The sequence below is a fragment of the candidate division WOR-3 bacterium genome, assembly GCA_029858255.1.
GTDB lineage: Bacteria > Hydrothermota > Tepidihabitantia > SM23-42 > SM23-42 > SM23-42.
Window position 1 is genome coordinate 117,858 of the sequence record JAOUFJ010000005.1, and the last position, 22,010, is coordinate 139,867.

Sequence of the window (22,010 nt, forward strand, 5' to 3'; positions counted from 1 at the left end):
CGTCAACTTAATATAACTAAAGCCGAATAGTACATGAATTTTCTTTTCAATAATCAATCGGACCTTCTGTCTGCTAATCATAAGCGAAAACCGTACTACCGCCCAGACGCTTGGCTTTTCGAAGCGATTGTTCGGCTTTCTTGATCATTTCCTTCACGCCGCCGGCGTCCTCGGGGAAGCCGACCACGCCTATGGACAGACTTATCTCTTTTACCCGTAGATCTTCCTTGAAGAAATCATGATTTCTCACGCTGCGCAATATCCTCTGGGCTGTCTGCTTTGCAGAGGCCTTTTTCGTTTCGGGGAGGAGCGCAGCGAATTCGTCGCTGTCGTATCGTGCAAGGATATCAACACTCCTCAGGCTGCGTTCGAGGACACGCGCAAGTTGCTGTAGTACACTGTCTCCGGTCCGGATGTCGAATTCCTTGTTCACTGCGCCAAGCCCGTCGACATCCATCAGAATGACCGCAAGGCTGTGTTCGTAGCGCGAGGCGCGTTGCAGTTCTGTGTTCAGCTGCTTGTCAAAGTACTTCCTGTTGAAAACACCGGTCAGGCTGTCAATCCAGTTCTGCTGTTTTACACGTGAGTAGAAGCAGTTGGGTTGTATTAGATGCTCGACAAAAACATATGGGTGGGTCTTCAGAGTCTCCACGAGTTCGAACGAACTTATCGTGCTTACGTCATATGTGCAGAGGATGAAAATCCTGTAGTCGGGCTGGCGGCTCAGGTCGTCAAGACCGTCCTCAAATTCAACGTGGCTGCTATTACATTCGACCAAGACCCTCAAGCCCTCACGGCTTTTGGGTATTTTTTTGTATTCACGCTTCAACCATCTCACCAGTGATTTTGCATGGACACCTTCACTGACCGTGGTGATGCGGTTTCTGAAATTCTTGCGCAGCAATTTGCACGTGTGTTCGTTGCCTATGAAGACAACCCTTTCGCGTCGCTCGATGCCATCATTGATGAGCGTGAAAATATTATCGATCAACTGTTCAGACCCGCGGTGTACGTAAAGCGCGTGCACGGGCAGATCTATTTCAACACCTTCGTAACCGATCTTTACGGATCTCGGCATCGGTTAGCTCATCTCCTTGCTGACAACTGCCTCTAAGACATCCAGCGCACCGCGCAGCTTCTCGATTGAATAATTCCCCATATGACCAATACGGATGATAGTGCCTCTGAGATCTGCCTGACCATTGGCAAAGAGAATACCGTGCTGTTCTTTTATCTCATTGATTATCGCCGTACTGTCCTTCCCCGGCGGCATTTTCATTACGGTGAGCGCGTTAGAAGGGTTTTCTGGCATCAATTCGAATCCGATCTCGGATACTCTCTTCCGGACATACCCGGCGATGTCTTTGTGCTTTTTGAAGTTGTTTTCCAGTCCTTTGTCGATGATCATGTTCAATCCTTTGTTGAGCCCGCAGAGTATCGTTATTGCCGGTGTGAACGGGGTTTGATTCTTGCTTCTGAATTTCTCGTAGGTCCTGATGTTGAAATAGTACTTGGGCAGATCCGAGCCATTGGCCCGCTCGAGGGCGCGTTTTGACAGTGAAACAAAAGCGATCCCCGGCGGCGCCATGAAGGCCTTTTGAGATGCGCCGACCAGAGCGTCGATGTGCCACTCATCCTGCGGGCAGTAATCAGCGCCCAGTCCTGCAACACCATCGACCACAAGATAAGCGTCGTGTTTCGTTGAGATCTCGCCGAATTGCCGTATGTCGTTGAGCGCGCCAGTAGAAGTCTCCGTCAGTGTCGTTAAGATAACGGTCGATTTCGGTACATTGCCAAGAGCTTCTTCGATCTGGTGCGGCTCGATCGATTTTCCGTATTCGGCCCTGATGACGATCGGGTCAAGACCGTAAGTGTTGCACAGCTCAAGCCAGCGCTCGCCGAACTTGCCAGAGATGGCAACGATCGGCCTGTCTTTGCGTGATAGTAGATTGCAGCATGCGGCTTCCATTGCCCCAGTACCCGATGCCGTGAAAATGAAAATGTCGCATCCCTGGGCGAAGAGTATTTTTTTCAGATTTTCGGTGACTGCATTATACAGCTCACCGAATGCGTTTTCGCGGTGATACAGCAGAGGGCACGACGCTTCCCGCAGCACCTCTTCAGGCACATCAATCGGGCCCGGCGTGAAAAGGATATACTTACCTTTCAATCTCCCTCCTGCATTGTATGCAGAGACTCATGCCCTTGTTGTCAGTGTCCTCAATGGTGTTGGAGAAGTGCATTACGCAACTCGGGTCACCGCAATGATCAAGTCCCAACAAATGCCCGGTTTCGTGTACAACTTCCTTACCCAGCCTTTCCTCCAACCGCGGGCCGGACAACCGAAATAATGAGACGATTGCAGAACGAAGCAATGGATTGGCAATTCCGAAGATGAAATTAGTACTGTGGGTATATATATCAACACCGACGATGCCAATACGGTAATCGGAATCAGAACTATTGAGTTCGATCAGGCTGCTGATGAACCCTGTTGGATCGTATTGCTTTCGCAGTATGTTATACGATTTAGCAGGTACATCGAAATGACCTCCAAAGCGCACGTCTAATTTCAGATGGTTCTGCAATGATTTCTCAACGAGCCCGAAACAATCCAACCCTTTCTGCTGATATACTGTCGTCACTTTTCTTTTTCAAGTTTCTTGAGGAAGGGGGCAAACAGATCGATCGGAACCGGGAAGATGGTCGTCGAATTTTTTTCGGTCGCAACCTCGGTCAGGGTCTGTAGAAAACGCAGCTGAATGCCCACATTGGTTTCGCCGATGATCTTTGCTGCTCGGTTGAGCTTGTCAGCGGCCTGCAGTTCTCCTTCTGCATGTATTACTTTGGCGCGGCGTTCACGCTCGGCTTCGGCTTGACGGGCAATTGCCCGCTGCATTTCCTGTGGTATGTCGACATGCTTGATCTCGACCGTAGAAACCTTTATACCCCAGGGATCGGTTTGCTGATCAATGATCTTCTGTAATCGTACGTTGATTTTCTCACGTTGCATGAGGATCTCGTCGAGTTCATATTCTCCAAGGACGCTGCGTAGCGTTGTCTGAGCCAGCTGGCTCGTTGCATATAGAAAATCTTCTACCTCGAGTATCGATTTGGCGGGTTCAAAGACACGAAAATACCCGACCGCATTGACTTTGATCGATATATTATCCTTTGTGATGACATCTTGGGGCGGCACATCCATCGTGATTACGCGCAAATGGACTTTTGCCATTTTGTCGATACCGGGCCAGAGTATGAAGATGCCCGGACCTTTTACCTTTATGAATCGGCCGAGTCTGAACACGATCGCCCTTTCGTATTCTTTGAGAACTTTGATTGAACTGAGGATGATCAGCACTACTACAATGATGAGAATTGTCGGTAACGTCATAGGTCCTCCTTTGCAATATTCTATGTAAATTCATGATGAAGTCAATACGAGAGTTGTCTGGAATTGTTTCTGGCGTGTTTCGGTAAGGGGTGAGGGTGAAATACGAAATTGACACGGGCATCTTTTTGGATAGATTATTCTATGCTTCTATTAACATTGGTGCTCTCTTTCTCCCTTGATTTTCGCGGGATATGGGTTCCGCGCTGGTCGATCGATGACCATGAAAATATCTTCGCGACGCTCGACAATAGATTCAATCATGTTTTCCTGCAGGTTTTTGCCCTTGGTGAGGCATACTATCCTTCTGAAAACACCGTCGTGAAGCGGTACGACGACCAGTGGCTGAGGGATTTCCTGACCGAGGCTCACCGCAGAAACATAAAAGTTTCGGCCTGGCTGAACGTTTTCTATTCATGGGGCTACGCGGATCGGACGAGAGACATGCGCCATCCCATCAATCGCCATCCCAATTGGTATGCAGAGGATAGAACAGGCACATCGATTCTCGATTATGGAGTCGAGGAGTTGAAGCACATGGGCATCGAAGGCTACTATCTGACGCCGGCGAACAACCAGGTTTTCGACTACATAATGGAGGTCGCCACCGAGTTACTGGAAAAATATGAATTTGATGGCGTTCACCTCGACTATTGCCGATATCCGTCGCGCAGGTTCATATATGATGTATCTCTGAGAAGCAAATTCATGCGGGAATACAGTGTTGACCCGACCGATTTCGGGTCCCCTGAATTCGAGCAGAGGTTCAGTATCTGGGGGAGTGCCGATCTCGATAACAGAATGCAGAAAGTCGTGCGTGACGACCTCACGCGTTTCGTCGGCGCATTGAGCGCCCGGGTAAAACGCTCCAGGCCATACATCGAAGTGTCTGTTGCCGTGAAGGCCGATTACCAGTCGGCAGCCGCCGATTTCTACCAGGATTGGCCGCTGTGGCTGAATACCGGACTGGTCGATTATGTTTGTTTGATGGCATACGGCAATGACATCGGGGGGATTCTGGACAAGGCCATGAGGATTGTCGATGACCCGCAAAAGGTTGCGGTTGGGCTCGGTGTGTATCGCTTGAACACTGACCGGATCGCAGCTCAGGTAAGGCAGGTTGCCTCTTTGCCGTTTTCCGGTGTGGTATTCTTCTCATATGAAGAACTCAGAAAGAATCGTGGATATCTTGGTGTTTTTCCTTAGCTGCTGCAGACCGGCTCGACTATTTTCTTGACAACGGATGTCTTTAGAGTAGAATAGTAGCAATGAAGAAGATTTTTCTTCTGCTTGGTACGAATTTGGGGGACCTGAAGGAGAATCTTGAGTGTGCTGCCAAAGCCATAGAATCACGCGGTATCAAGATCCTGAAAAAATCAAAGATATACAAAACAAAGCCATGGGGTGTATCTGAACAGCCCGATTTTCTGAATCAGGCGCTGGAAGTGGATACCGATCTCTCGGCCGCCGAGCTCCTGAAGATATTCAAAGATATCGAAACCCGGATGGGCAGAGACAATGGGCACGGGAGATGGGAGCCCAGAGTGATAGATATAGATATTGTTTTCATGGGCAGCCTCGTCATCGACCGCGAGGATCTGAAAGTCCCTCATGAGCAATTTTTCAAACGCGGGTTTGCGATCAAGATACTGTCTGAGATTGCGCCAGATTTCCACCCCCCTGGTTCGGCAAAGGCTTTGATTGAGTACGCAAGAGGAGAAAGTAATGAGGGAATTCAAGTTTATTGCGATTGAAGGCGTAATCGGCGCCGGCAAAACTTCCCTCACCAAGATTTTGTCGAACAAGTTGCATGCTGGTGCTTTGCTTGAGGAGTTCGAAGAAAACCCTTTTCTCACGAAATTCTACGCAGACCGGAAGAAATATGCGTTTCATACTCAGATATATTTTCTCATGTCGAGGTATCGGAAGCAGAGAGATATGGCGCAGATCGATCTCTTCAATTCAAAGTTGATCACTGACTACCTTTTTGTTAAGGACCGTATTTTTGCCGAAGTTAATCTGAGTGAAGATGAATTTGCGCTTTACGACAAGATATACTCAATTCTCTCGGTCGATATACCGCGACCCGATCTCGTCATCTACTTGCAGGCAAATCCGGAAGCTCTTTATAAGAGGATCAAACAGCGGGGTCGGGTTTACGAGCGCGATATCGAGTTTGAATACATCGAAAAACTCAGTGAGGCTTATAATACTTTCTTCTTTCACTACAATTCATCGCCCATGTTGATAGTAAACATCAAAGGATTTGATTTTCTGGCGAATCCAAGGGACCTTGATCTACTGTGTAACGAGATAAAGGATCTCAAGGAACCGCGCCGGGTCTTATCAAGAGAATGATAACGGTTGATACGATCATCGCCAAGAAGAAGACCGGCGAAAAGATCGTTAGTCTCACGGCCTACGATTTCATAAGCGCTCGTATCCTCGATGAAGCTGGTATCGACATAATCCTTGTTGGTGATTCAGCCGCCAATGTTTTTGCAGGCGAAAAAACAACGCTGCCCATCACCATGGAGGAAATGCTGTACCATACCAGAGTTGTAGCGCGGGCCGTGAAAAACAGTCTGGTGATCGCCGACATGCCTTTTATGTCCTACCAGATTTCCATTGAGACCGCAGTATGCAATGCGGGACGGTTCTTGCAGGGAGGAGCGTGTGGGGTCAAGCTGGAGGGAGGAGCACCCATGGTGCAGACCGTGAAGAGGTTGGTTGACCTTGGCATTCCAGTCATGGGTCATCTCGGTCTTACTCCCCAATCGATACACAAATTCGGTGGTTACAGGATACAGGGCGTTGGCGAAGAGGCAGCGCAGCGAATGCTCGACGATGCAAAATCCCTCCAGGCAGCAGGGTGTTTTTCAATCGTGCTTGAAAAGATCCCGCAGGAACTTGCCAGAAGAATTACCGGGGCGATCGAAATCCCGACCATCGGCATTGGTGCCGGTCCACATTGTGACGGTCAGGTGCTCGTGTTGCATGACATACTCGGCCTGTTCGAAGACTTCACACCCAAATTCGTCAAGCGGTATGCCAGCCTGGCTAAAGAGATACGACGCGCCGTTGATCAATACAAAAAAGAGGTAGAGGGGGGGATCTTCCCGGATCAGGAGCACTCCTTTGATTGAATGCTGGTAACCCGTATTGCGTTTCCCCTTACCGGCATTTCCGACATTGAATTTGACCTATTTTTCTTGATGAACCAGTCTTTTCATTATGTTGAGTAATACTATCTTGGTCTACGCGCTGTTGGGCGCTGATTTTCCTATCTGCGTGGTCAATGATTTCCAGCAATATGCCGAGGTGGAGTTCGCTAACGATCTTTTCTATGTTTTTTGGATCGACCGGCGTTACTACTTCGTCAATGAGAAATTCGCACTATATGGTGCACGCGTCGGTATGGACGGTCATGTCATCGACCCGAACGGTAAGATGTTATTCTGTGACAGCACGGCTGATGGTTTGGACGTCGCCAGCGATCCGAATAACCTCTTTATTGTCAGCCGTAACCATTGCTGAAGCGACGGTGATATCATCGGAGTGCGTGTCACTCCTTCCTGTGATACACTTTATTCGGTACCGATCTGCACTCGGCCGTCGGTGCAGGCGGACCCCGTGGTTGCCTACACCGGCGCGAAGTACGTTGTTGCCTGGTCTGACTCATGGCTCACGGGCGGGTTTTATTGGATTGCAGCTTCGTGTGTTGATACGGCTGGTGCGGTTATCGATACGGGTGATTTTATCGGGTCGCAGGCGATGCGTAGTGAATGCCGTCCGGACATCGCATTCGATAATGATCGGTGCCTCGTCACGTGGTACAATGACGACCAACCGTTCGGAGTGTACGGCAGATTTGTTGATGAATTCGGTCTGCCAGAGGATACCGTGTTGACGATCGCTGTGACCCTTGCCAGCTTCAATGTGAATCCGAGTATAGTCTTTGCCGGTGACCGATATCTTGTTGCCTGGGCAGACAAACGTCCTGGTTATAGTGACCTGGATATCTGCGCGCAGTTCGTTTCGACGCAGGGTGAGATGATCGGTGCGCCAATGGTGATCGCTACCGGCTCGAGTAACCAGCTTGATCCGGCAGTTGCCTATGATGGGAATCTTTTGCTCGTTACCTGGTGCGAGGACCCGGTTGCGATATTCGGGCAGAGATTGTATCTTGACGGCAGTTTGCTCGGCGGTAATTTCAGAATTTCAAATGACCTGCCGTACTACAGGATAGACCCTGCTGTCCAGGCCTCGACGCAAAACTTCCTTGTTGCCTGGAGTGAAACGCGTGATGGTGAGAGCGACATTTTTGGCAACATTGATGTGGCAGCACCGGTGGAGGAGCCGGCCCTGCCTCCGACGGGATGGCCGTGCGCTACACTGTTCATCGATCGATTCGAATTGCTATTCGAAGGCGACTATCGTGTTTATGATGTAAGCGGACGTGATGTTACCGGCCTGCCCGTGTCCCGCGGCATTTATTTCATCGAGTTCGGTGATCACCGTGTGCAAAAAGTGATCAAAGTAAGATAGCAACCAGTCGCTCCAATGAGAAAACCCAAAAGAGGAGACAATGTTGTCATCAGGCGGGGGCGGGTCACTGATGATGTTGCGCTGGCAAAGCTGTTGTGTGAGCTGGGCTACCACAGCAGTCCAAATTTCGCGCGCAAAAAGATCAGGCAGCTGTCAGGCACAGAAACCGATCGCGTTTTTGTAGCCGTGGCGGAGAAGGTGGTGACGGGATTTGCATCATGCCATATTATGCCGCTGATTCATCAGCCGGGCTGTTTATGCCGGGTCACCGCCCTTTGCGTTTCGACGGAACGGCGTGCCGCCGGAATTGGAAGATTACTGATGGAAGCAGTAGAAGACTTTGCCCGTTCTACGGATTGTTTGAGAATAGAGATAACGAGTGGAAAGCATCGCAATCATGCCCACGAATTCTACCGGCGTATCGGATACCGTGAGGTATCGTCCAGGTTCCTGAAAGTGTTGTAGAATATGATTACTTGAGGAACATCCTCACACCATAGAATAGTCAGAAACAGCGTTGACATTTCCTCAAAATTTCCTATAATTCACCGTGGCTGGTTATACAAAAAAACATGCACGAGCCGGGCTCAAGGAAAAATTGCCGCGACTCGAGGTAATCACCAATCAATTCAAGGGCTACACAATTTCCGTCTTTATTCCTGAATATAGTTCGTTGTGCCCGCGCACCGGTATGCCTGATGTCGGTACGATCACCATTGAATATGAACCGGATGCTTATTTCGTTGAGTTGAAGTCACTCAAGTACTATATTCTCGGTTACCGCAACCTGGGTATATTCTATGAGAATGCAGTCAACCGGATTCTAAGGGATTTCGTGAAGACGGTGAAGCCGCGGTGGGCACGGGTTCGTGGTGAATTCCGCCCGCGCGGCGGCATCAATACAGTTGTAGAAGCAAAACACGGTAGGATACCAGCCTGAGACCCTCAAGCGCATTGACAAGCAAACAATTCTGATTATAATGCGGCATGGATCAGGAGACCAAAAGACTCTATGCGGAAGCCTTGCAGTTCTATGAAGCCGGCAAAATAAAAGAGTCTGTCAACGCATTGAAACAGGTTGTTCAACTCTACCCCGATTATCCCGACGTTCATAATGCACTCGGTCTCGTTCATTCCCTCGCTGGCAACCAGGAGGAGGCGATTGGCTATTTCAAAAAGGCCATCGAGTTGAATCCTTCCTACATTGAAGCGTACGTGAATCTTGCGATTGTGTACAATGAGCAGTGCGAGTTTGAAGAAGCAATAAGATCTTTTGAAAAGGCCGCGACACTTGAAACACAGGAAAAAGGTTTTTCGCCGAAACTGAAGGCGAAATTGGCCAGTGTCTATAAACAGCTTGGCGATACGTACTATGAGCTGCAAGAGTTTGAGAAGGCCAGGGAAGAATATGAGAAAGCAGCGGGTCTTGCACCGACTTTTCTCGATATCAAGCTGAAACTCGCAAAGGCGCTGCTTCAACTCAATGAATTCGGGAACGCAGAAAGATTGCTGTCCGATATACTGGCCCAGAATGTGAATTACCTGGAGGCGAAGACAACACTTGGTCTCTGCTATTATCGGCAACAGAGATTTATTGATGCCAGAAAGGAGTGGCAGGAAGTTTTGCGTAAAGACCCTCAGCATATAAAAGCCAGATCGTATCTTAATATGTCGAAGGAGAAACACGATGATTAAGAAATTGAAGAAGGAAGAATTGAAGCGGTTCGAGAAATTGCTGCTCGACGAGCGACAGAAGATGCTACGTGAACTTGAATATGAGAGCGACCAGATAGCCAAAACACAACTGGAGACTTCGGGAGACCTTGCAGCATACTCAAATCACATGGCTGATCAGGGCACCGAGACCGAGCGTCGCGAGATTACATCCCAGATCATTTCCTCGAGACGTGACACCCTTTTTGAGATCAATCATGCATTGAGAAAAATTGCTCAAGGTACCTATGGATTTTGCGAGCAGTGCGGGAAACTGATACCGAAGAGAAGACTGAAGTTTCTCCCCCAGGCTAGACTGTGCATCAAGTGTTCATAATCCACGCCGGAAGTATACCCATAACCAGTGTCTGATGGTTCAGCGAAAGAGCGCCAGTCCGATCCTGCTGTTTGCGTTCATCGCTTTTTTTCTTGACCAAATAACGAAATTATTTGTCGTTAACTATCTCAAACCTCTGGACCCGCCAGCCGAGATCGTCGGTTCGCTTCTCCGCCTCAAACTTACCTTCAATCCGTATGGTGTGTTCGGGTTATCGATAGGTCCTGCGGCGTTGAATTATGCATTAACTATCGTTGGAATTGTCGTCCTTTTCTACGTTGGCCTGACGCTCAAGGACAGAACAGGTCTGGTCGTGTTTGGTTTGCTCATCGGCGGTGCACTTGGTAATGTCGCAGACCGATTACGCTTTGGCTACGTCATTGATTTTATCGATATGGGCATCGGTAATCTCCGCTGGTTCACCTACAACCTCGCCGATGCATTTATTACAGTTGGCGCGATATTCCTTTTGGCGCGCGAAATTTTATTCAAGAAAAAACCCCAGCAATCATCACTGACCGTTGGTCAGTAATCGATAAATTTCCCGACGACCCAGGATAGATTTCACATAGTTGCGTGTCTCATCATAGGGGATCAGTTCGACAAATGTCTCCAGTTCGGCATTGGGGTCGTATTTGATCCATCGCCTGACCCGTACCGGCCCCGCATTGTAGGCGGCGAGCGAAAGTGGGAGCGATTTGAACTCGTTCATCATTTCCTTGAGGTAATGAGTCCCGAATCTGATCGATACCGCCGGGTCCGCATATGAGTAATCTGATACACCAAGATCTCTTGCGATCGTTCTTGCAGTCGCCGGGATTATCTGCATGAGACCTTTTGCGTTGGCCGGAGAAACAGCGACGGGATCGAACAGGCTCTCCTGCCATATCATGGCCAGGGTGAGGCTCAACTCGGGATAATTTTCGGTGATGCTGAAAGCGTAACGGATTGGATATTGCAGCCTTAACAGATCAATAGGCAGTTTCAGGATATTTTTTTCAGCGGCTGAACGTTTGACCTGCAATCCATAACGGATCGATTGTTTATCTTCACCATACTGCGCGCAAAGCTTGCTCAGAAGCACTAATTCTTGTGGCTTCTCGGCGTCGACCATTTTCAGTTCGGCAACCGCATACTCGTTTTCGTTGAGGAGGAAAAATTCCACTGCATTGTTGATGTGTAGGGAATCTTGCCGCGTGAACGCTGCTACGGTGTCACCAAATTGGCTCATCCAGATGTTCATTGGCGAGGTGTCAAGAAAGTGTGTATGATCATAGTTAACGAGTGCGTAATATGACAATGGATATTGTGCCGGAAGATATTTTTTCAGGCTGTCTGTATCTTGATTGAGGCGTTCAAGCGAGCGCATGTGCCAGTATATGAATTCTGGTTCGCCCTGTTTCTCAAGTATTGTCAGAGCTCTTCTCAGGTCGCCAACCCTCAAGAGTTGCATGGCGGCGCGGAAGTTCGTGTTTCTTTCGTCTATGTTCAGGAATGTTTCCACTGCGTTTAGGGTATCGCCGAGTTCCTCAAGCAGGAATGCTTTTCGCTTCTGCCCTCGGACGGAATATTCGGAACCGTTGCGCAAGTTATGCAATGAATCATAGATGCTTATCGCCCTGCCATTGTCGCCTGTTCTCTCGTAGATCCTTCCGCGATAGTAATAGGCTGCAGCCCCCGAGCACTGGCTCAAATATGATAGTGCTCTGCCATCATCGTTCAGGTCGTAGTATATGCGTCCCAGGTAATACTGGACGGTCTCATCCTGGATCCCGCGCTTCAAGTACTTCAACGCCTGACTGTACTCGTTGTTGTAATAGAGTACGCGGCCATAAGCCTTGTTTTCCGCTTTTGTCTTCGGCTTTACGAATCTCAAGGCGTAATGCGCACCAGGCGTCCTGGGATATTTGTCGATGAGGTTCCAGGCGGTGGATGATAAGTCCCTTTTCGCCTTTTCCTTTTCATACATCCTGAGCCTGACATATTCCCGCAGTGCGGGGTCCTTGAGATGCGTGAGACCGGCTTCCACCAGATCCAGCTCCGGTAATCCGAGCAAAATGTCGAAGAGCACTTCCTGATATTCATCAAAAAGGTAGTCGCGGACTGATCTTATCCTGAAGATAATCTTCAGCGCATTTTCGTAGTTATCTGATTTCATGTAAGCCCGCGCCAGCTGGATAAGACGGTAGTCCTCAGGACCGCTTTCAATGGACAATGAAGCGATTGCTTTGTCAAAGACATTCAGATTCAAGAATGCGATGCCTCGCAGCAATTCAACGTCGGTCAATTGTGCGAGATGTTGCCATGAATTGGTCTTCAAAAGAATCAGATTTTTCTGGCTGGGGTCAATCGGTATTGCCCAATTGAGGCTGTCGAGAAGATGCACGGCACGTTTGTATTCACGTTGGTCGAGGTATATATCGAGGAGTAGTGAATTCCGCTCAGCAGCATATTTTTCACTCGTGATCTGCTGTGTTAACAAGCGGTGAGCACGGATCGGGTCCGCCCGGCGGACACCTGCTGCTTCCCTCAGATAGTCGAGTTCAGGTATTTCTTTAATCGCCGGGTGTGGGCATGAGATCAATACCAGGGCGACAATGAGTGCCAAAAACTTCATGTTTCTTATTCTAACCGGCATTCGAAATTGGTCAAGAGTCATTGGAAAATTCCGGGAGCCAAAACCGCTAGGATGTTGCTTATCCCGAATGCCCTGAAGTACTACAGTATTTTTCTGTTGATGAATGTATTAGTACTCGTAAAGGTCTTCCGTCTTGAAAAAGAAATCGATCTCACGCTGGGGATTCTCATCGGGCGCTGATGCATGGACGACATTCTCGCCAACCGATGTACCGTAGAGGTTGCGCACGGTATTCGGCGCGGCTTTTTTCGGATCTGTTGCACCCACGACCTCACGCAGTTTCGCCGGCGCGCCGGTCGCCTGCAGGCATGCAACAACAACCGGCCCGGAAGAGATGAAATTCACGAGCCAGTCGTAGAATTCTTTCCCTTTGTGTATTTCGTAGAATTTTCCCCCTTGTTCTTTATCGAGCCACAGCATCTTCATGCCAATGATCTTGAATCCGGCATCCATGATCTGCTTCAAGATCTTGCCGCTCAGATTTCTTTTCACGGCGTCTGGTTTTATGATCAGTAGAGTTTTGTCCATGACCGTAGTATAACCGTTTTTTGCTTTTTGTCAATTCGATCGGCAGGCAAAACAGAAGTGCACATTGTATGCGGGATTTGACAACTCTGTGGATTAGGCTATAATGATTTATGAATCTTAGAACGCTGCTGTGTATATGTCTGCTGTCGTTATTCGTTTTTTGTGCCCGGACCGAGAAGGTCACCGAGGTTATTGATGGCGACACCTTCAAGACAGAAACCGGGAGTTCAGTGAGGCTCCTGGGTATTAATGCCCCCGAGATCGCCGACCCCGGCGGCGACATTGCCAAGCACGCGCTTGCCTGGATGATAATGGGCAAGAACGTGCGAATGAAAATGGACGTTACTGATAAAGATGATTACGGCAGGTTGCTCAGATATGTTTTTGTTGATGAGGTCAATGTGAATGCGGAAATGATACGGCTGGGATACGCCGAGGTGCGTTTTTATCCACCCGACACCATGTATATAGAGGAAATGCGGGAGCTGGAAAAGATAGCGATCCGCAACCACAACGGTCTATGGGCATTGCCGGTGTTTCAATTCTCTGATACTACCGGGGCGCTCGTTACCAAGACCGTGACACGTTCAGGCGACTTTGATGTAATTGCATGGCACGAGGCGGACCAGTATTACAGCCAGACCAAGATCGTCGAAGGGAAGATCGTGGCTTCCAATAATACCGGGAAGGTATGTTTCTTGAATTTTCACAAGGACTGGCGCCGCTATTTCACCGCGGTTATTTTCGCGAGCGATTTTGACAAATTCCCTGCGCACCCTGAGGACTACTACCTCAACCGGACGGTGCGGGTGAGGGGTTTGGTGAAGGAGTACCGGGGCAAGCCCGAGATAATACTCAAGAGTCCATCCCAGATCGAAATCATGGAATAAGCCGTGGGGGCAAATCTCTACTTTGAACATCAGCATATCATATAGTAGCCGCCCCGAATGTGTCGAGTGTTCAAAGCAGAGGTTTGACCCCAAATGCTCTTTTATTCGCCTATTATCTGGACAATCACCTGGCGTTTTCGCGGTTTGTTATCGAATTCCGCGAGCACTACCTGCTGCCATGTCCCGAGCAAAATCTCACCGTCTTCAAAGGGGATGGTAAGGGAAGGGCCCTGCAGGGCAGCGCGCAGATGGCTGAAACCGTTGGCATCACCCCAGGTTTCGTCATGATGATAGTGCCTGCCGCATGGCACTATCCTTTCGTACAGTTCCTGCATGTCTTTTATCATACCTGGTTCGTATTCAAAGGTCGTTATCGCCGCGGTTGAGCCAATATGGAAAATTACAACATGACCCGTTTTTAGTTTGGTCTGCGTCAATAGTTTAACTATTTCTTCTGTTATATTGACCAGATCGCCAGGACCGCTCGTTTGTACCGAGATTTTTTTGTTTATGATCTTCATTGTATTACTCGGTATGAAGAAAGATCTGAGGCACATCTTTGTCCGGATGCCGGACGATGCGTACTTCGGTGCCGTAGACTTTGCTCAAGATGTCTTGTTTGATCAATTCGTTCGGAGTACCCGTGGCCACTATCTTACCTCCGTGCATGAGCACCAGTTGCTTGCAGTATAGACTTGCCAGGTTGAGGTCGTGATGCACGACCGCGACCGTGAGCCCTTCGGCATTCAATTTCTTGAGGAGCTCCATTATTAAATATTGGTGATGAAGGTCGAGGTGGCTCGTCGGCTCATCAAGCATCATCACACGCGGGACCTGAGCGAGCGCACGGGCAATGACCACGCGTTGCCTTTCTCCGGACGATAGGGAATTCACCTGCCGTTTGCACAAATGCTCGATATGGGCGGCGGCAATCGCATTGTCTTTTGCGTTAAAATCCTTCTGGTCTTCACGCCCAAACGGGTGCTGGTATGGATAACGCCCCATCATAACGACGTCTTCGACCGTGAAATTCAGAGTGAAATGAGTTTCCTGCGGAACGAAAGCGACCTGCCGGGCGATCTCTTTTTGACTTTTCTCGGAAAGTCGTTTGTCGAATAGCGTGATGTCACCGGCCTCAGGTTTACATATGCCGCACAGGAGACGGAGCAGCGTTGATTTGCCGGCGCCGTTCGGTCCGATTATTCCGAGGAATTCACCCTGCGTTACTGAAAGTGATACATCGTCTATTACCCTGCCAGCATCGTAGCTGAAGTTCACGTTCACTGTCTTTAGAGCGGTCATTTCTTGTACAGGTAGATAAAGAACGGAACGCCCACGAGCGAAGTGACAACACCAACCGGTAGCTCGTAGACAGTGATGATGCGCGACAGCGTATCCGCAAGTAGCAGGAAAGTTGCGCCGAGAATGAACGAAGCACCAAGATTATATCGGTGTTTTGGCCCGAAAATAAGCTTTGCGACATGGGGTATGATCAGACCGACAAAGCCGATCGCACCGACGATCGATACGGTCAGGCCAATGAGTAATGCACTCGAAAAAAATATGATGAGCGAGAAGGTCTGGATATTTATGCCCAGACCAGCCGCTGTTTCCGTGCCCTGAGAAATGACATCCAGTTCGCGGTGAAACCGATAGAGGAAAGCCACGAGCGTAATGGAAATGATGATCAAGACGACGATCATTACACGGTTTGAATCGTTGATGATAACGCCGAGATAACCCATGAGCAAATAGAGGATTTCGTATAATTCACGTCCTCCCATTACCATGATGATCATGACTAGGGAAGAGCACAGGAAACTCAGTACCACACCGGCAAGGATGAGGCGGTCTCTCAGCATTCCACCCTCGATGCGTGCGACAGTATAGACAAAAAAACCTGTACCGAGAGCACCAAGGAAGGCGAGAACCGGGCTTATCGTGCCAAACACCAGGATCCCGACAGACGCGCCCAGCGCCGCGCCGGATGCAGAACCCAGCGTGTATGGTTCGACCAGTGGATTGCCGAACAGTCCCTGGAGCAGGCAGCCGCAGAACGCAAGCACGCCGCCGGCGAAGACGCCGAGTATGACCCGCCATATGCGCAATTGCAGAATCTGCGCGTCGAGCGGTGTCGGTCCGACAAGGATACCGGCCGCAATGGCCGCAAGGAAGACAATGATAATCAGTCCTGTTTTAGTCATTGATTATTTTGCTCAGTCTTTTGAAACCGTCGATCAATCTCGGGCCGGGGCGCATGAAATGATCAGGATCAAGATCATCATAGACGCGTCCGCTTTGTATTGCCTGGATGTTTTGCCAACCGGTGCGTCCAGTTATTCCTTCCGGGTGCAGCACGATGATGATCTCAGGGTCTCTGGCTATGACCGATTCCTGAGTGACTACGGGATAGTCCCGGTTCAGGTCGGCAAAGATATTGATGCCGCCCGCGTCATGAATCAGACTGTTCAGGAATGTGGCTGAGCCAACCGTGATCAAGGGCCGGGGTGAAATTTCAATGTACACTCTTTTTCGTTCATCCGGCGTCACCGATTTGAGATTGTATTTCATATATGATATCAGGGAATCGGCTGCTTTCTGCATTTTGATCTCCCTACCAAGCGCCGACAATTCATCATACATTTCGGAAAGAGATGCGGGCGACGATACAAAGGTTTTGATCTTCAATTTGTCGAGTTCTCTCTTGATTCGTCCCTGCTCAGGCAGGTTGACGATCACCAGGTCGGGTTTAAGCCCGACGATTCGTTCAATCGAAGGGTTTGAGAAATCACCGACTTTCGTGATTTTTTTTGCGTCCTCTGGAAAATCGCAGAATGTAGTAACACCGACGATTTTGTCACCGGCACCGAGACTGAATAGTATCTCGGTCATGGCCGGGGACAATGAAACTATCCGGTAAGTATGTCCGATCTCATTCTGAGCACAGGACGTGAAATACAAAAAAAAGATACCTGTGAGTAGAAACGCCTTTCGCATGGATTAATACATTTAAGAAGGTTACTTCTGCTTAGGCTTTTTTTCTCTGCCGGCGAGATATTTATCCCAGTATTTAGTGTGATCAGCCCCTTTAAGGTTTTCTCCACCCTGCTTTTTTACATAATCCGAGAAGTTAGAGAACACCTTGATTTCATGAACGTAGTTCCAGTAGGTAAGAAGCAGTCCGATGAAGATTACGTAAGCGAGCAGGAACAGCGATCCATAACCTAAGGCAATGGAAAATATCAGCGCACAGAGACTGAGGTAAAAATGCCGGATTTTGCATATATCGTTCAGCTTTTTCCGGAAGGCCAATTGTCGCAGATATATTGACAAGATCAGCGCCAAAACACCGAGAATGTTAACGAATGGGTAAAATCCGACCCGATTCTTTGGCCACCAGATGATAGTAGCGATACCGATCACAAAAGAGGAGTAGAAAAACAGAGCGAACAGGGCGCGTGACAGCCAGAAATAAAGGACATCCGGGATGAGTCCCGATTGGAAAAAGAGGTTCTTGTTGTAGTATTCATAAGCAAGCCAGACGACGAGGATCATGGTATAGACATAAGGCACTAACCAGTTATTGAAAGGTTTGAGACAATTATAGAAAAATAGTCCTGCATAAAGGACAGCGAATATTACCCAGGCAAGTCTCTTCCAATTAATCTTCATTCTTTTTCCTTCCATAATAGTAATCGAACATATGATTTCCTGCTTTTTCATCGGGTACGAGCACTGTGTTTGTTTGCTTTATGTTACCCCAAGTCAGGCAGCCGGTGGATTTGCAGAACTCAGTAATTTGTTCACGCTCCATTTCGGCCTTTCTGAATTTCAGCTCAAATGAAACACTTTCCATTAAGGTGCGCAGGCTCATCATATCTGTTTCTTCATTTCTGAGAAAAAGTTCTTCCGGATATATGATGCCATCCAATTCTTCCTTCTGCGCAACACTTGAAAGAACGTGGTCAGCGATTCGGCCGCCAAGCCGGATCTCCGTGTTCAATTCCCTGTCTATCCTCCGTCTGAAGTCGCGTATCAGTCGCACCCGGCCCGTATCATCTTGTGCATTGATCATCGATACGCTGGTATCGGACAGTGTTCTCTGGTCGATCTTGAATTTGATAATGGATGGTGGCATGTTGAGGAGCGGCGTGTCGATGACCCAGAGTATGTCGCTGCGTTCCCTGAGCAACGATAGTCGCACCTGGTCTTCCATGGTCAGTGAATCCTCCGCACTGCAAATCATGGCGAATCGAATTCCGCCGAAATTCTTTATTGCATATCCCATTGACTTCGAAATGGGGAAATAATCGTCACCGTATACCAGGGTGTCGCCAATTACGAAATCAAAACCGAGTCCGCTCATCAACTCGTGCAGACCCGTTTGTTGCAGAAAATACTCCATGTAAGGTGGTTCTGTTAATGTGTGGGCGATTTTGATTACATCCTGGTCTGTTACTCTTGCGCTGAACGGATTATCTCGATTGATGTCTTCCCACATGGAACCGATATAAACGACATCGATGCTGCGGACTCTGGGTGATACACCGGCCATGCATGAGAGCGATATAAGAAGGGCGGTTGCAAGCAGCAGACGCAATTTCACGGGCTATTATAACACGTATCAGATGCATGTCAAGTGAGGGTATGTCACGGTCCAGAGTTTATCTGTCAGCTGCTTTTCGAGTGAGCGCTGCGAATCGAGAACAAAATCGGGATGTGCTCGCGCCTTCAGCGTCATTGCGAGCTCTGCGCAGCAGAGCGAAGCAATCACACCCTGTGAAACGTAGGGCAAGGCTTGGGTCTTGCATGAACAGACTGTAATACTGAAGGTTTGTCTTATCTAGGGATTATCGCTGTTGTCTAGTTCACTGTCCGGCTCGAGTTCCTGGTGCTCTTCGAGGAATTTCTTGATGTATTCCGCAGCTTCTTGAGCGTCTTTTTCGTCTACCATGACATCGCCCCACCCGCCTTTCATTATTTTGGGCAGTCCGTCGAGCCAGGATGTTTCGAATCGACGAGTGATCGCTTTTATGTCCTTACCGGCGAGCATTTCCTTTATCGTGATGGCGATAAACTCATCCGGTGCAACATAAATACTCTTGAGCATGGGTGATTGTAACCGGAAAACCGACTGTGTCAATGCGGGAAGTCAGGCGTTCGACAATATGCTCGTTTTGTTGAAGTTGCGAAGAAGAGTGCGTTTCTGTCGCCGCAGGCATTGACCCACAGCATACATCATCTATAATAGTATATGAAGGATGCAGTAGCGGTTGTGCTCAAGAAGGGGGATAAGTATCTGCTCATCAGGCGGGCAAAGCACGGCACGGCCGAGGACTACTGGTGCCCGATAACCGGCGCGGTTGAGGACGGCGAGACGCATGCCCAGGCCGTAATACGCGAGGCAAAAGAGGAGATGGGTATTGTTGTAGAACCAATTCGAAAGGTTTGGGAGTGTCCAACAAATGATAGAGAATATCTTTTGCACTGGTGGCACGCGAAGCTCCTGTGCGACGAAATTTCTGCGGATCCGAGCGAAGTGAAGGAGTACCGCTGGCTTACTTACCGCGAGATGCAGGATCTAGCCAAGATGTTTGATGCCGACCGAATTTTTTTTAAGGATATCGCAGCTGGACTGCCCGATTCATGAGGCGCGTCGGTCCGGCGTCATGACCGCCGCGCCATCTGAACTATTTTGCACTCACCACTGGCGTGTACATGTCGATCCTTTCGGTAAAACCAAGTAACAGACGGTCACCTGTTTTTCGAAACGTGAAATAATCCTTTGCCCCCTCATAGGTGGCACTATCAAGTATTATGTTCACGTTGTGATCCCGGCAGAGTTCGGCCAGTTGCGTCGCGAGGGTCACGTGCTTGCCGATGAGCGTGTACATTTTTTTTGCAGCACGCGCCACATTGCCGACAAGAATTGTTCCCGTGCTTATCCCGATATCTATCTCGATCAAAAAATCGAGGGCGTGACGCCACTTCACGCTGATATCATTGACCTTGTTTTGGACATTCAGTGCACAGATAACAGCGTGTCTAGGATTATCCTCTTCGGCGTTCGGACTGGCAAACATGAGGCGCAGTTCATCACCGGCAACATTGGCAAGGGAACCGTGGTATTTTACCGCGGCGTTAACTACGGTTTCGGCGCAGTCACAGACGAATTCGTGCGTTTCTTTCAGCGTGAGAATGTTGACGATGCGTGCGAAGTCGCGGACCCGTGCGAACAGCAATGTTGCATTGACCTGTTTACTTGGAGCATCCATGCAATTACTTGACCTGCAGCAGCGGGATGAAGCTTTTGTCGTAGGGAGCTATCAATATCGTATTGTTCGGTGATTCGTACAGATTCTTCAGATTCTCCAAATATTTCCAGGAGAGATATGCCCGTCCCCGTTCACCGATGAGTGATTTCGCTATTATATCCTGAGCTTCGGCGATGCCACTTGCTTCGATCTTTTTTCGCTCCGCTTCTTTCTGTTCCTTCTGCAGGACAAACTGCATTTTCTGGGCTTCTTGTTCGGCTTCGAGTTTGACCTCGATGGCGTTCTTTACTTTGGCGGGCAGGCTAATATTCCTGAGTAAGACCTTTTCCAGGGCAATGCCTCTATCGGAAAAGTCCTTTTCCAATGACTTTGTGATCTCATTCTGCACTTCTTCCCGTCTGTCCGAGTAGATCTCGACAGCCATATACTTTACCGAGGTATTTCTGATCGCAGTCCGGGCAGCAGGACGGACGATCTTGTCAATATAGTCACTCCCGATCTTCTGGAAAACATTTGCTGCTTCGGATTTCAGCAAATGGTACCAGACAGTCAGGTCCATCTTCACCTCGAGCCCGTCCCGAGTCAAGACTATGATTGCATCATCACCGTAGAGCTGTCCCTCCTCAGTTGCAATCGACATCGTATATGCCTGGGTTCTTATGGTCATCATCTCGAGGTCAACAAATGGATTGACTACGTTGAGACCCTCGGACAGAGTGGATTTGGTCAGGACCCGTCCGAACAGAACCTGGACCCCGACTGATCCCGGCGGCACGATGCGCAGTACCGATGCGATGATAAGGAACGCCGCTAGCACCGAAGCGCCCAATGTAGCGTACATTCTGGTCCTGAGTTTGTCCTGGATCCGCATATCATCGGGTTTTACCTTGTACACGTTCCTGAAGACGAAAAGACCCGCGATGATCAGTATACCTAAAATAAACATGACTACCTCCTTTTTGTGTTTTTGTTCTTACGATATACGCATGATAGATCGTCATCATATATCTTACCAGCGTACGTCACTTTGAAGTAATTCTCAATACCTTTGAATAGTTGTGCTGCAGATCTGTCAAGCGATATCCAATCAGGAAACCCGCCTCCAGTCACCAACTCGATAAATTCATCAAATCCTTCCAGCTTTTTTCTGAATTTTTTTGCCTCGGTAATGAACTTTTTCGAAGATGTATAGGGTTTCTGGTTGATGAAAGCCAGCAGTTTGAGAACCGAAACGACAACATCTGATAAAACTACGAAGAGATTTTCGCGGTTGCGGGAGTCGATTGCGTTAAAAAGCTTTCCAAATGCTTCCTGTACTTCGTAGATCGATTCCTGGGCTATGGCAGCACACTTGCTCGCCCGGTTCCTTACACGGTAGCGTTCGAGTCTCTGCACGAACGTTTTGTTCATTAATGGCAAGAGGACGTCGGAACCAGCAATAAACCACAATGCGTTCGGTTCATGGATCATGTTGTGGTATTCCCTTTTGGTCACGAACAGTCCTTCCACGAGCATTCCATCATATACTTTGGAGAATCCATGCGGTAGCTTTCCTTTCTCTCTGACAAAAATCATGAGCTCGAGGTCCGAATAGCCGGTATCTTCATTCCGGGCAAATGAACCGTCTGCCGCGATCGCAACCAGATTATCGCCCAGTTCTCGACGTAGTGTTGGAATGACGAATTTTTTC

General features: G+C 48.8%; 29 protein-coding genes. 13 read left to right on the forward strand and 16 right to left on the reverse strand.

Going from position 1 to position 22,010, the window contains the following annotated elements; genetic code table 11:
• Positions 1–73: 73 nt before the first annotated feature.
• The 4 genes from OEV79_04305 to OEV79_04320 are packed head-to-tail and all read right to left on the reverse strand — an operon-like array spanning position 74 to position 3,394.
• Entirely contained in the window at positions 74–1,078 is a 1,005-nt protein-coding gene (locus tag OEV79_04305; protein ID MDH4210649.1) for a diguanylate cyclase, read from the reverse strand.
• A gap of 3 nt (positions 1,079–1,081) precedes the next feature.
• Positions 1,082–2,170 (reverse strand): alanine--glyoxylate aminotransferase family protein, encoded by a 1,089-nt coding sequence (locus OEV79_04310; GenBank protein ID MDH4210650.1) that lies wholly within the window; start codon positions 2,168–2,170, stop codon positions 1,082–1,084.
• Positions 2,160–2,645, reverse strand: coding sequence for an archaemetzincin family Zn-dependent metalloprotease (locus OEV79_04315; protein ID MDH4210651.1), 486 nt, complete (start codon positions 2,643–2,645; stop codon positions 2,160–2,162). Before OEV79_04315 ends, OEV79_04310 begins: the two co-directional genes overlap by 11 nt.
• Positions 2,642–3,394, reverse strand: coding sequence for a slipin family protein (locus OEV79_04320; protein MDH4210652.1), 753 nt, complete (start codon positions 3,392–3,394; stop codon positions 2,642–2,644). Before OEV79_04320 ends, OEV79_04315 begins: the two co-directional genes overlap by 4 nt.
• Positions 3,395–3,535: 141 nt before the next feature.
• On the opposite strand from OEV79_04320, the gene OEV79_04325 reads away from it, so the two are divergent.
• The 11 genes from OEV79_04325 to lspA all read left to right on the forward strand — a co-directional run bounded on the left by OEV79_04325 (position 3,536) and on the right by lspA (position 10,521).
• Positions 3,536–4,597, forward strand: a complete 1,062-nt coding sequence (locus OEV79_04325) for a family 10 glycosylhydrolase (protein ID MDH4210653.1) — start codon at positions 3,536–3,538, stop codon at positions 4,595–4,597.
• A 62-nt stretch (positions 4,598–4,659) separates the two neighbouring features.
• Positions 4,660–5,145, forward strand: a complete 486-nt coding sequence (gene folK, locus OEV79_04330; protein MDH4210654.1) for a 2-amino-4-hydroxy-6-hydroxymethyldihydropteridine diphosphokinase — start codon at positions 4,660–4,662, stop codon at positions 5,143–5,145.
• Positions 5,117–5,749 (forward strand): deoxynucleoside kinase, encoded by a 633-nt coding sequence (locus tag OEV79_04335; GenBank protein MDH4210655.1) that lies wholly within the window; start codon positions 5,117–5,119, stop codon positions 5,747–5,749. Before folK ends, OEV79_04335 begins: the two co-directional genes overlap by 29 nt.
• Complete coding sequence (gene panB / locus OEV79_04340) at positions 5,746–6,537, forward strand: 3-methyl-2-oxobutanoate hydroxymethyltransferase (protein ID MDH4210656.1); 792 nt, start codon at positions 5,746–5,748, stop codon at positions 6,535–6,537. Before OEV79_04335 ends, panB begins: the two co-directional genes overlap by 4 nt.
• An 88-nt stretch (positions 6,538–6,625) precedes the next feature.
• Positions 6,626–6,928 carry a hypothetical protein gene (locus OEV79_04345; GenBank protein MDH4210657.1) on the forward strand — a complete coding sequence of 101 codons (303 nt, stop codon included), beginning with the start codon at positions 6,626–6,628 and terminating at the stop codon, positions 6,926–6,928.
• Between the two features lie 81 nt (positions 6,929–7,009).
• The gene (locus tag OEV79_04350; protein ID MDH4210658.1) at positions 7,010–7,939 is read left to right on the forward strand and encodes a hypothetical protein; all 930 of its coding nucleotides are present in this window, start codon (positions 7,010–7,012) and stop codon (positions 7,937–7,939) included.
• 15 nt (positions 7,940–7,954) lie between these two features.
• The gene (locus tag OEV79_04355; protein ID MDH4210659.1) at positions 7,955–8,404 is read left to right on the forward strand and encodes a GNAT family N-acetyltransferase; all 450 of its coding nucleotides are present in this window, start codon (positions 7,955–7,957) and stop codon (positions 8,402–8,404) included.
• Between the two features lie 85 nt (positions 8,405–8,489).
• Positions 8,490–8,879, forward strand: coding sequence for a preQ(1) synthase (gene queF / locus OEV79_04360; protein MDH4210660.1), 390 nt, complete (start codon positions 8,490–8,492; stop codon positions 8,877–8,879).
• Between the two features lie 47 nt (positions 8,880–8,926).
• A complete protein-coding gene (locus tag OEV79_04365) occupies positions 8,927–9,634 on the forward strand; it encodes a tetratricopeptide repeat protein (protein MDH4210661.1) in 708 nt (235 codons plus the stop codon).
• Positions 9,627–9,989 carry a TraR/DksA C4-type zinc finger protein gene (locus OEV79_04370; protein MDH4210662.1) on the forward strand — a complete coding sequence of 121 codons (363 nt, stop codon included), beginning with the start codon at positions 9,627–9,629 and terminating at the stop codon, positions 9,987–9,989. The genes OEV79_04365 and OEV79_04370 overlap by 8 nt, the downstream gene beginning before the upstream one ends.
• 34 nt (positions 9,990–10,023) lie before the next feature.
• Positions 10,024–10,521 carry a signal peptidase II gene (gene lspA, locus OEV79_04375; GenBank protein MDH4210663.1) on the forward strand — a complete coding sequence of 166 codons (498 nt, stop codon included), beginning with the start codon at positions 10,024–10,026 and terminating at the stop codon, positions 10,519–10,521.
• On the opposite strand, the gene OEV79_04380 is transcribed toward lspA, so the two are convergent.
• Together OEV79_04380 and ndk are read right to left on the reverse strand one after the other, a co-directional pair.
• On the reverse strand, positions 10,501–12,606 hold the full coding sequence (locus tag OEV79_04380; protein MDH4210664.1) for a lytic transglycosylase domain-containing protein: 2,106 nt from the start codon (positions 12,604–12,606) through the stop codon (positions 10,501–10,503). The genes lspA and OEV79_04380 overlap by 21 nt on opposite strands.
• Positions 12,607–12,735: 129 nt before the next feature.
• Entirely contained in the window at positions 12,736–13,155 is a 420-nt protein-coding gene (gene ndk, locus OEV79_04385) for a nucleoside-diphosphate kinase (protein ID MDH4210665.1), read from the reverse strand.
• Between the two features lie 110 nt (positions 13,156–13,265).
• On the opposite strand from ndk, the gene OEV79_04390 reads away from it, so the two are divergent.
• Positions 13,266–14,045, forward strand: coding sequence for a thermonuclease family protein (locus tag OEV79_04390; protein ID MDH4210666.1), 780 nt, complete (start codon positions 13,266–13,268; stop codon positions 14,043–14,045).
• A 101-nt stretch (positions 14,046–14,146) separates the two neighbouring features.
• Here the strand turns inward: OEV79_04390 and OEV79_04395 are convergent, their stop codons facing one another.
• The 7 genes from OEV79_04395 to OEV79_04425 all read right to left on the reverse strand — a co-directional run bounded on the left by OEV79_04395 (position 14,147) and on the right by OEV79_04425 (position 19,155).
• The gene (locus OEV79_04395) at positions 14,147–14,566 is read right to left on the reverse strand and encodes a secondary thiamine-phosphate synthase enzyme YjbQ (GenBank protein ID MDH4210667.1); all 420 of its coding nucleotides are present in this window, start codon (positions 14,564–14,566) and stop codon (positions 14,147–14,149) included.
• Between the two features lie 4 nt (positions 14,567–14,570).
• Positions 14,571–15,347 carry a heme ABC transporter ATP-binding protein gene (locus tag OEV79_04400; protein ID MDH4210668.1) on the reverse strand — a complete coding sequence of 259 codons (777 nt, stop codon included), beginning with the start codon at positions 15,345–15,347 and terminating at the stop codon, positions 14,571–14,573.
• On the reverse strand, positions 15,344–16,249 hold the full coding sequence (locus OEV79_04405) for an iron ABC transporter permease (GenBank protein ID MDH4210669.1): 906 nt from the start codon (positions 16,247–16,249) through the stop codon (positions 15,344–15,346). The genes OEV79_04400 and OEV79_04405 overlap by 4 nt, the downstream gene beginning before the upstream one ends.
• Positions 16,242–17,042 carry a cobalamin-binding protein gene (locus OEV79_04410; GenBank protein ID MDH4210670.1) on the reverse strand — a complete coding sequence of 267 codons (801 nt, stop codon included), beginning with the start codon at positions 17,040–17,042 and terminating at the stop codon, positions 16,242–16,244. Before OEV79_04410 ends, OEV79_04405 begins: the two co-directional genes overlap by 8 nt.
• 21 nt (positions 17,043–17,063) lie before the next feature.
• A complete protein-coding gene (locus OEV79_04415; GenBank protein MDH4210671.1) occupies positions 17,064–17,717 on the reverse strand; it encodes a hypothetical protein in 654 nt (217 codons plus the stop codon).
• Positions 17,707–18,651, reverse strand: a complete 945-nt coding sequence (locus tag OEV79_04420; protein MDH4210672.1) for a hypothetical protein — start codon at positions 18,649–18,651, stop codon at positions 17,707–17,709. Before OEV79_04420 ends, OEV79_04415 begins: the two co-directional genes overlap by 11 nt.
• A 237-nt stretch (positions 18,652–18,888) precedes the next feature.
• Positions 18,889–19,155 (reverse strand): hypothetical protein, encoded by a 267-nt coding sequence (locus OEV79_04425; protein MDH4210673.1) that lies wholly within the window; start codon positions 19,153–19,155, stop codon positions 18,889–18,891.
• Positions 19,156–19,299: 144 nt separating this feature from the next.
• Between OEV79_04425 and OEV79_04430 the strand changes: the two genes are divergently transcribed.
• Positions 19,300–19,695 (forward strand): NUDIX hydrolase, encoded by a 396-nt coding sequence (locus tag OEV79_04430; protein MDH4210674.1) that lies wholly within the window; start codon positions 19,300–19,302, stop codon positions 19,693–19,695.
• Positions 19,696–19,735: 40 nt separating this feature from the next.
• On the opposite strand, the gene OEV79_04435 is transcribed toward OEV79_04430, so the two are convergent.
• The 3 genes from OEV79_04435 to OEV79_04445 form a co-directional block, all read right to left on the reverse strand.
• Positions 19,736–20,320 (reverse strand): adenylate/guanylate cyclase domain-containing protein, encoded by a 585-nt coding sequence (locus tag OEV79_04435; protein MDH4210675.1) that lies wholly within the window; start codon positions 20,318–20,320, stop codon positions 19,736–19,738.
• 4 nt (positions 20,321–20,324) lie between these two features.
• A complete protein-coding gene (locus OEV79_04440) occupies positions 20,325–21,266 on the reverse strand; it encodes a prohibitin family protein (GenBank protein MDH4210676.1) in 942 nt (313 codons plus the stop codon).
• Positions 21,267–21,268: 2 nt separating this feature from the next.
• The coding region (locus OEV79_04445; protein ID MDH4210677.1) for a hypothetical protein at positions 21,269–22,010 on the reverse strand (742 nt) is incomplete at its 5' end.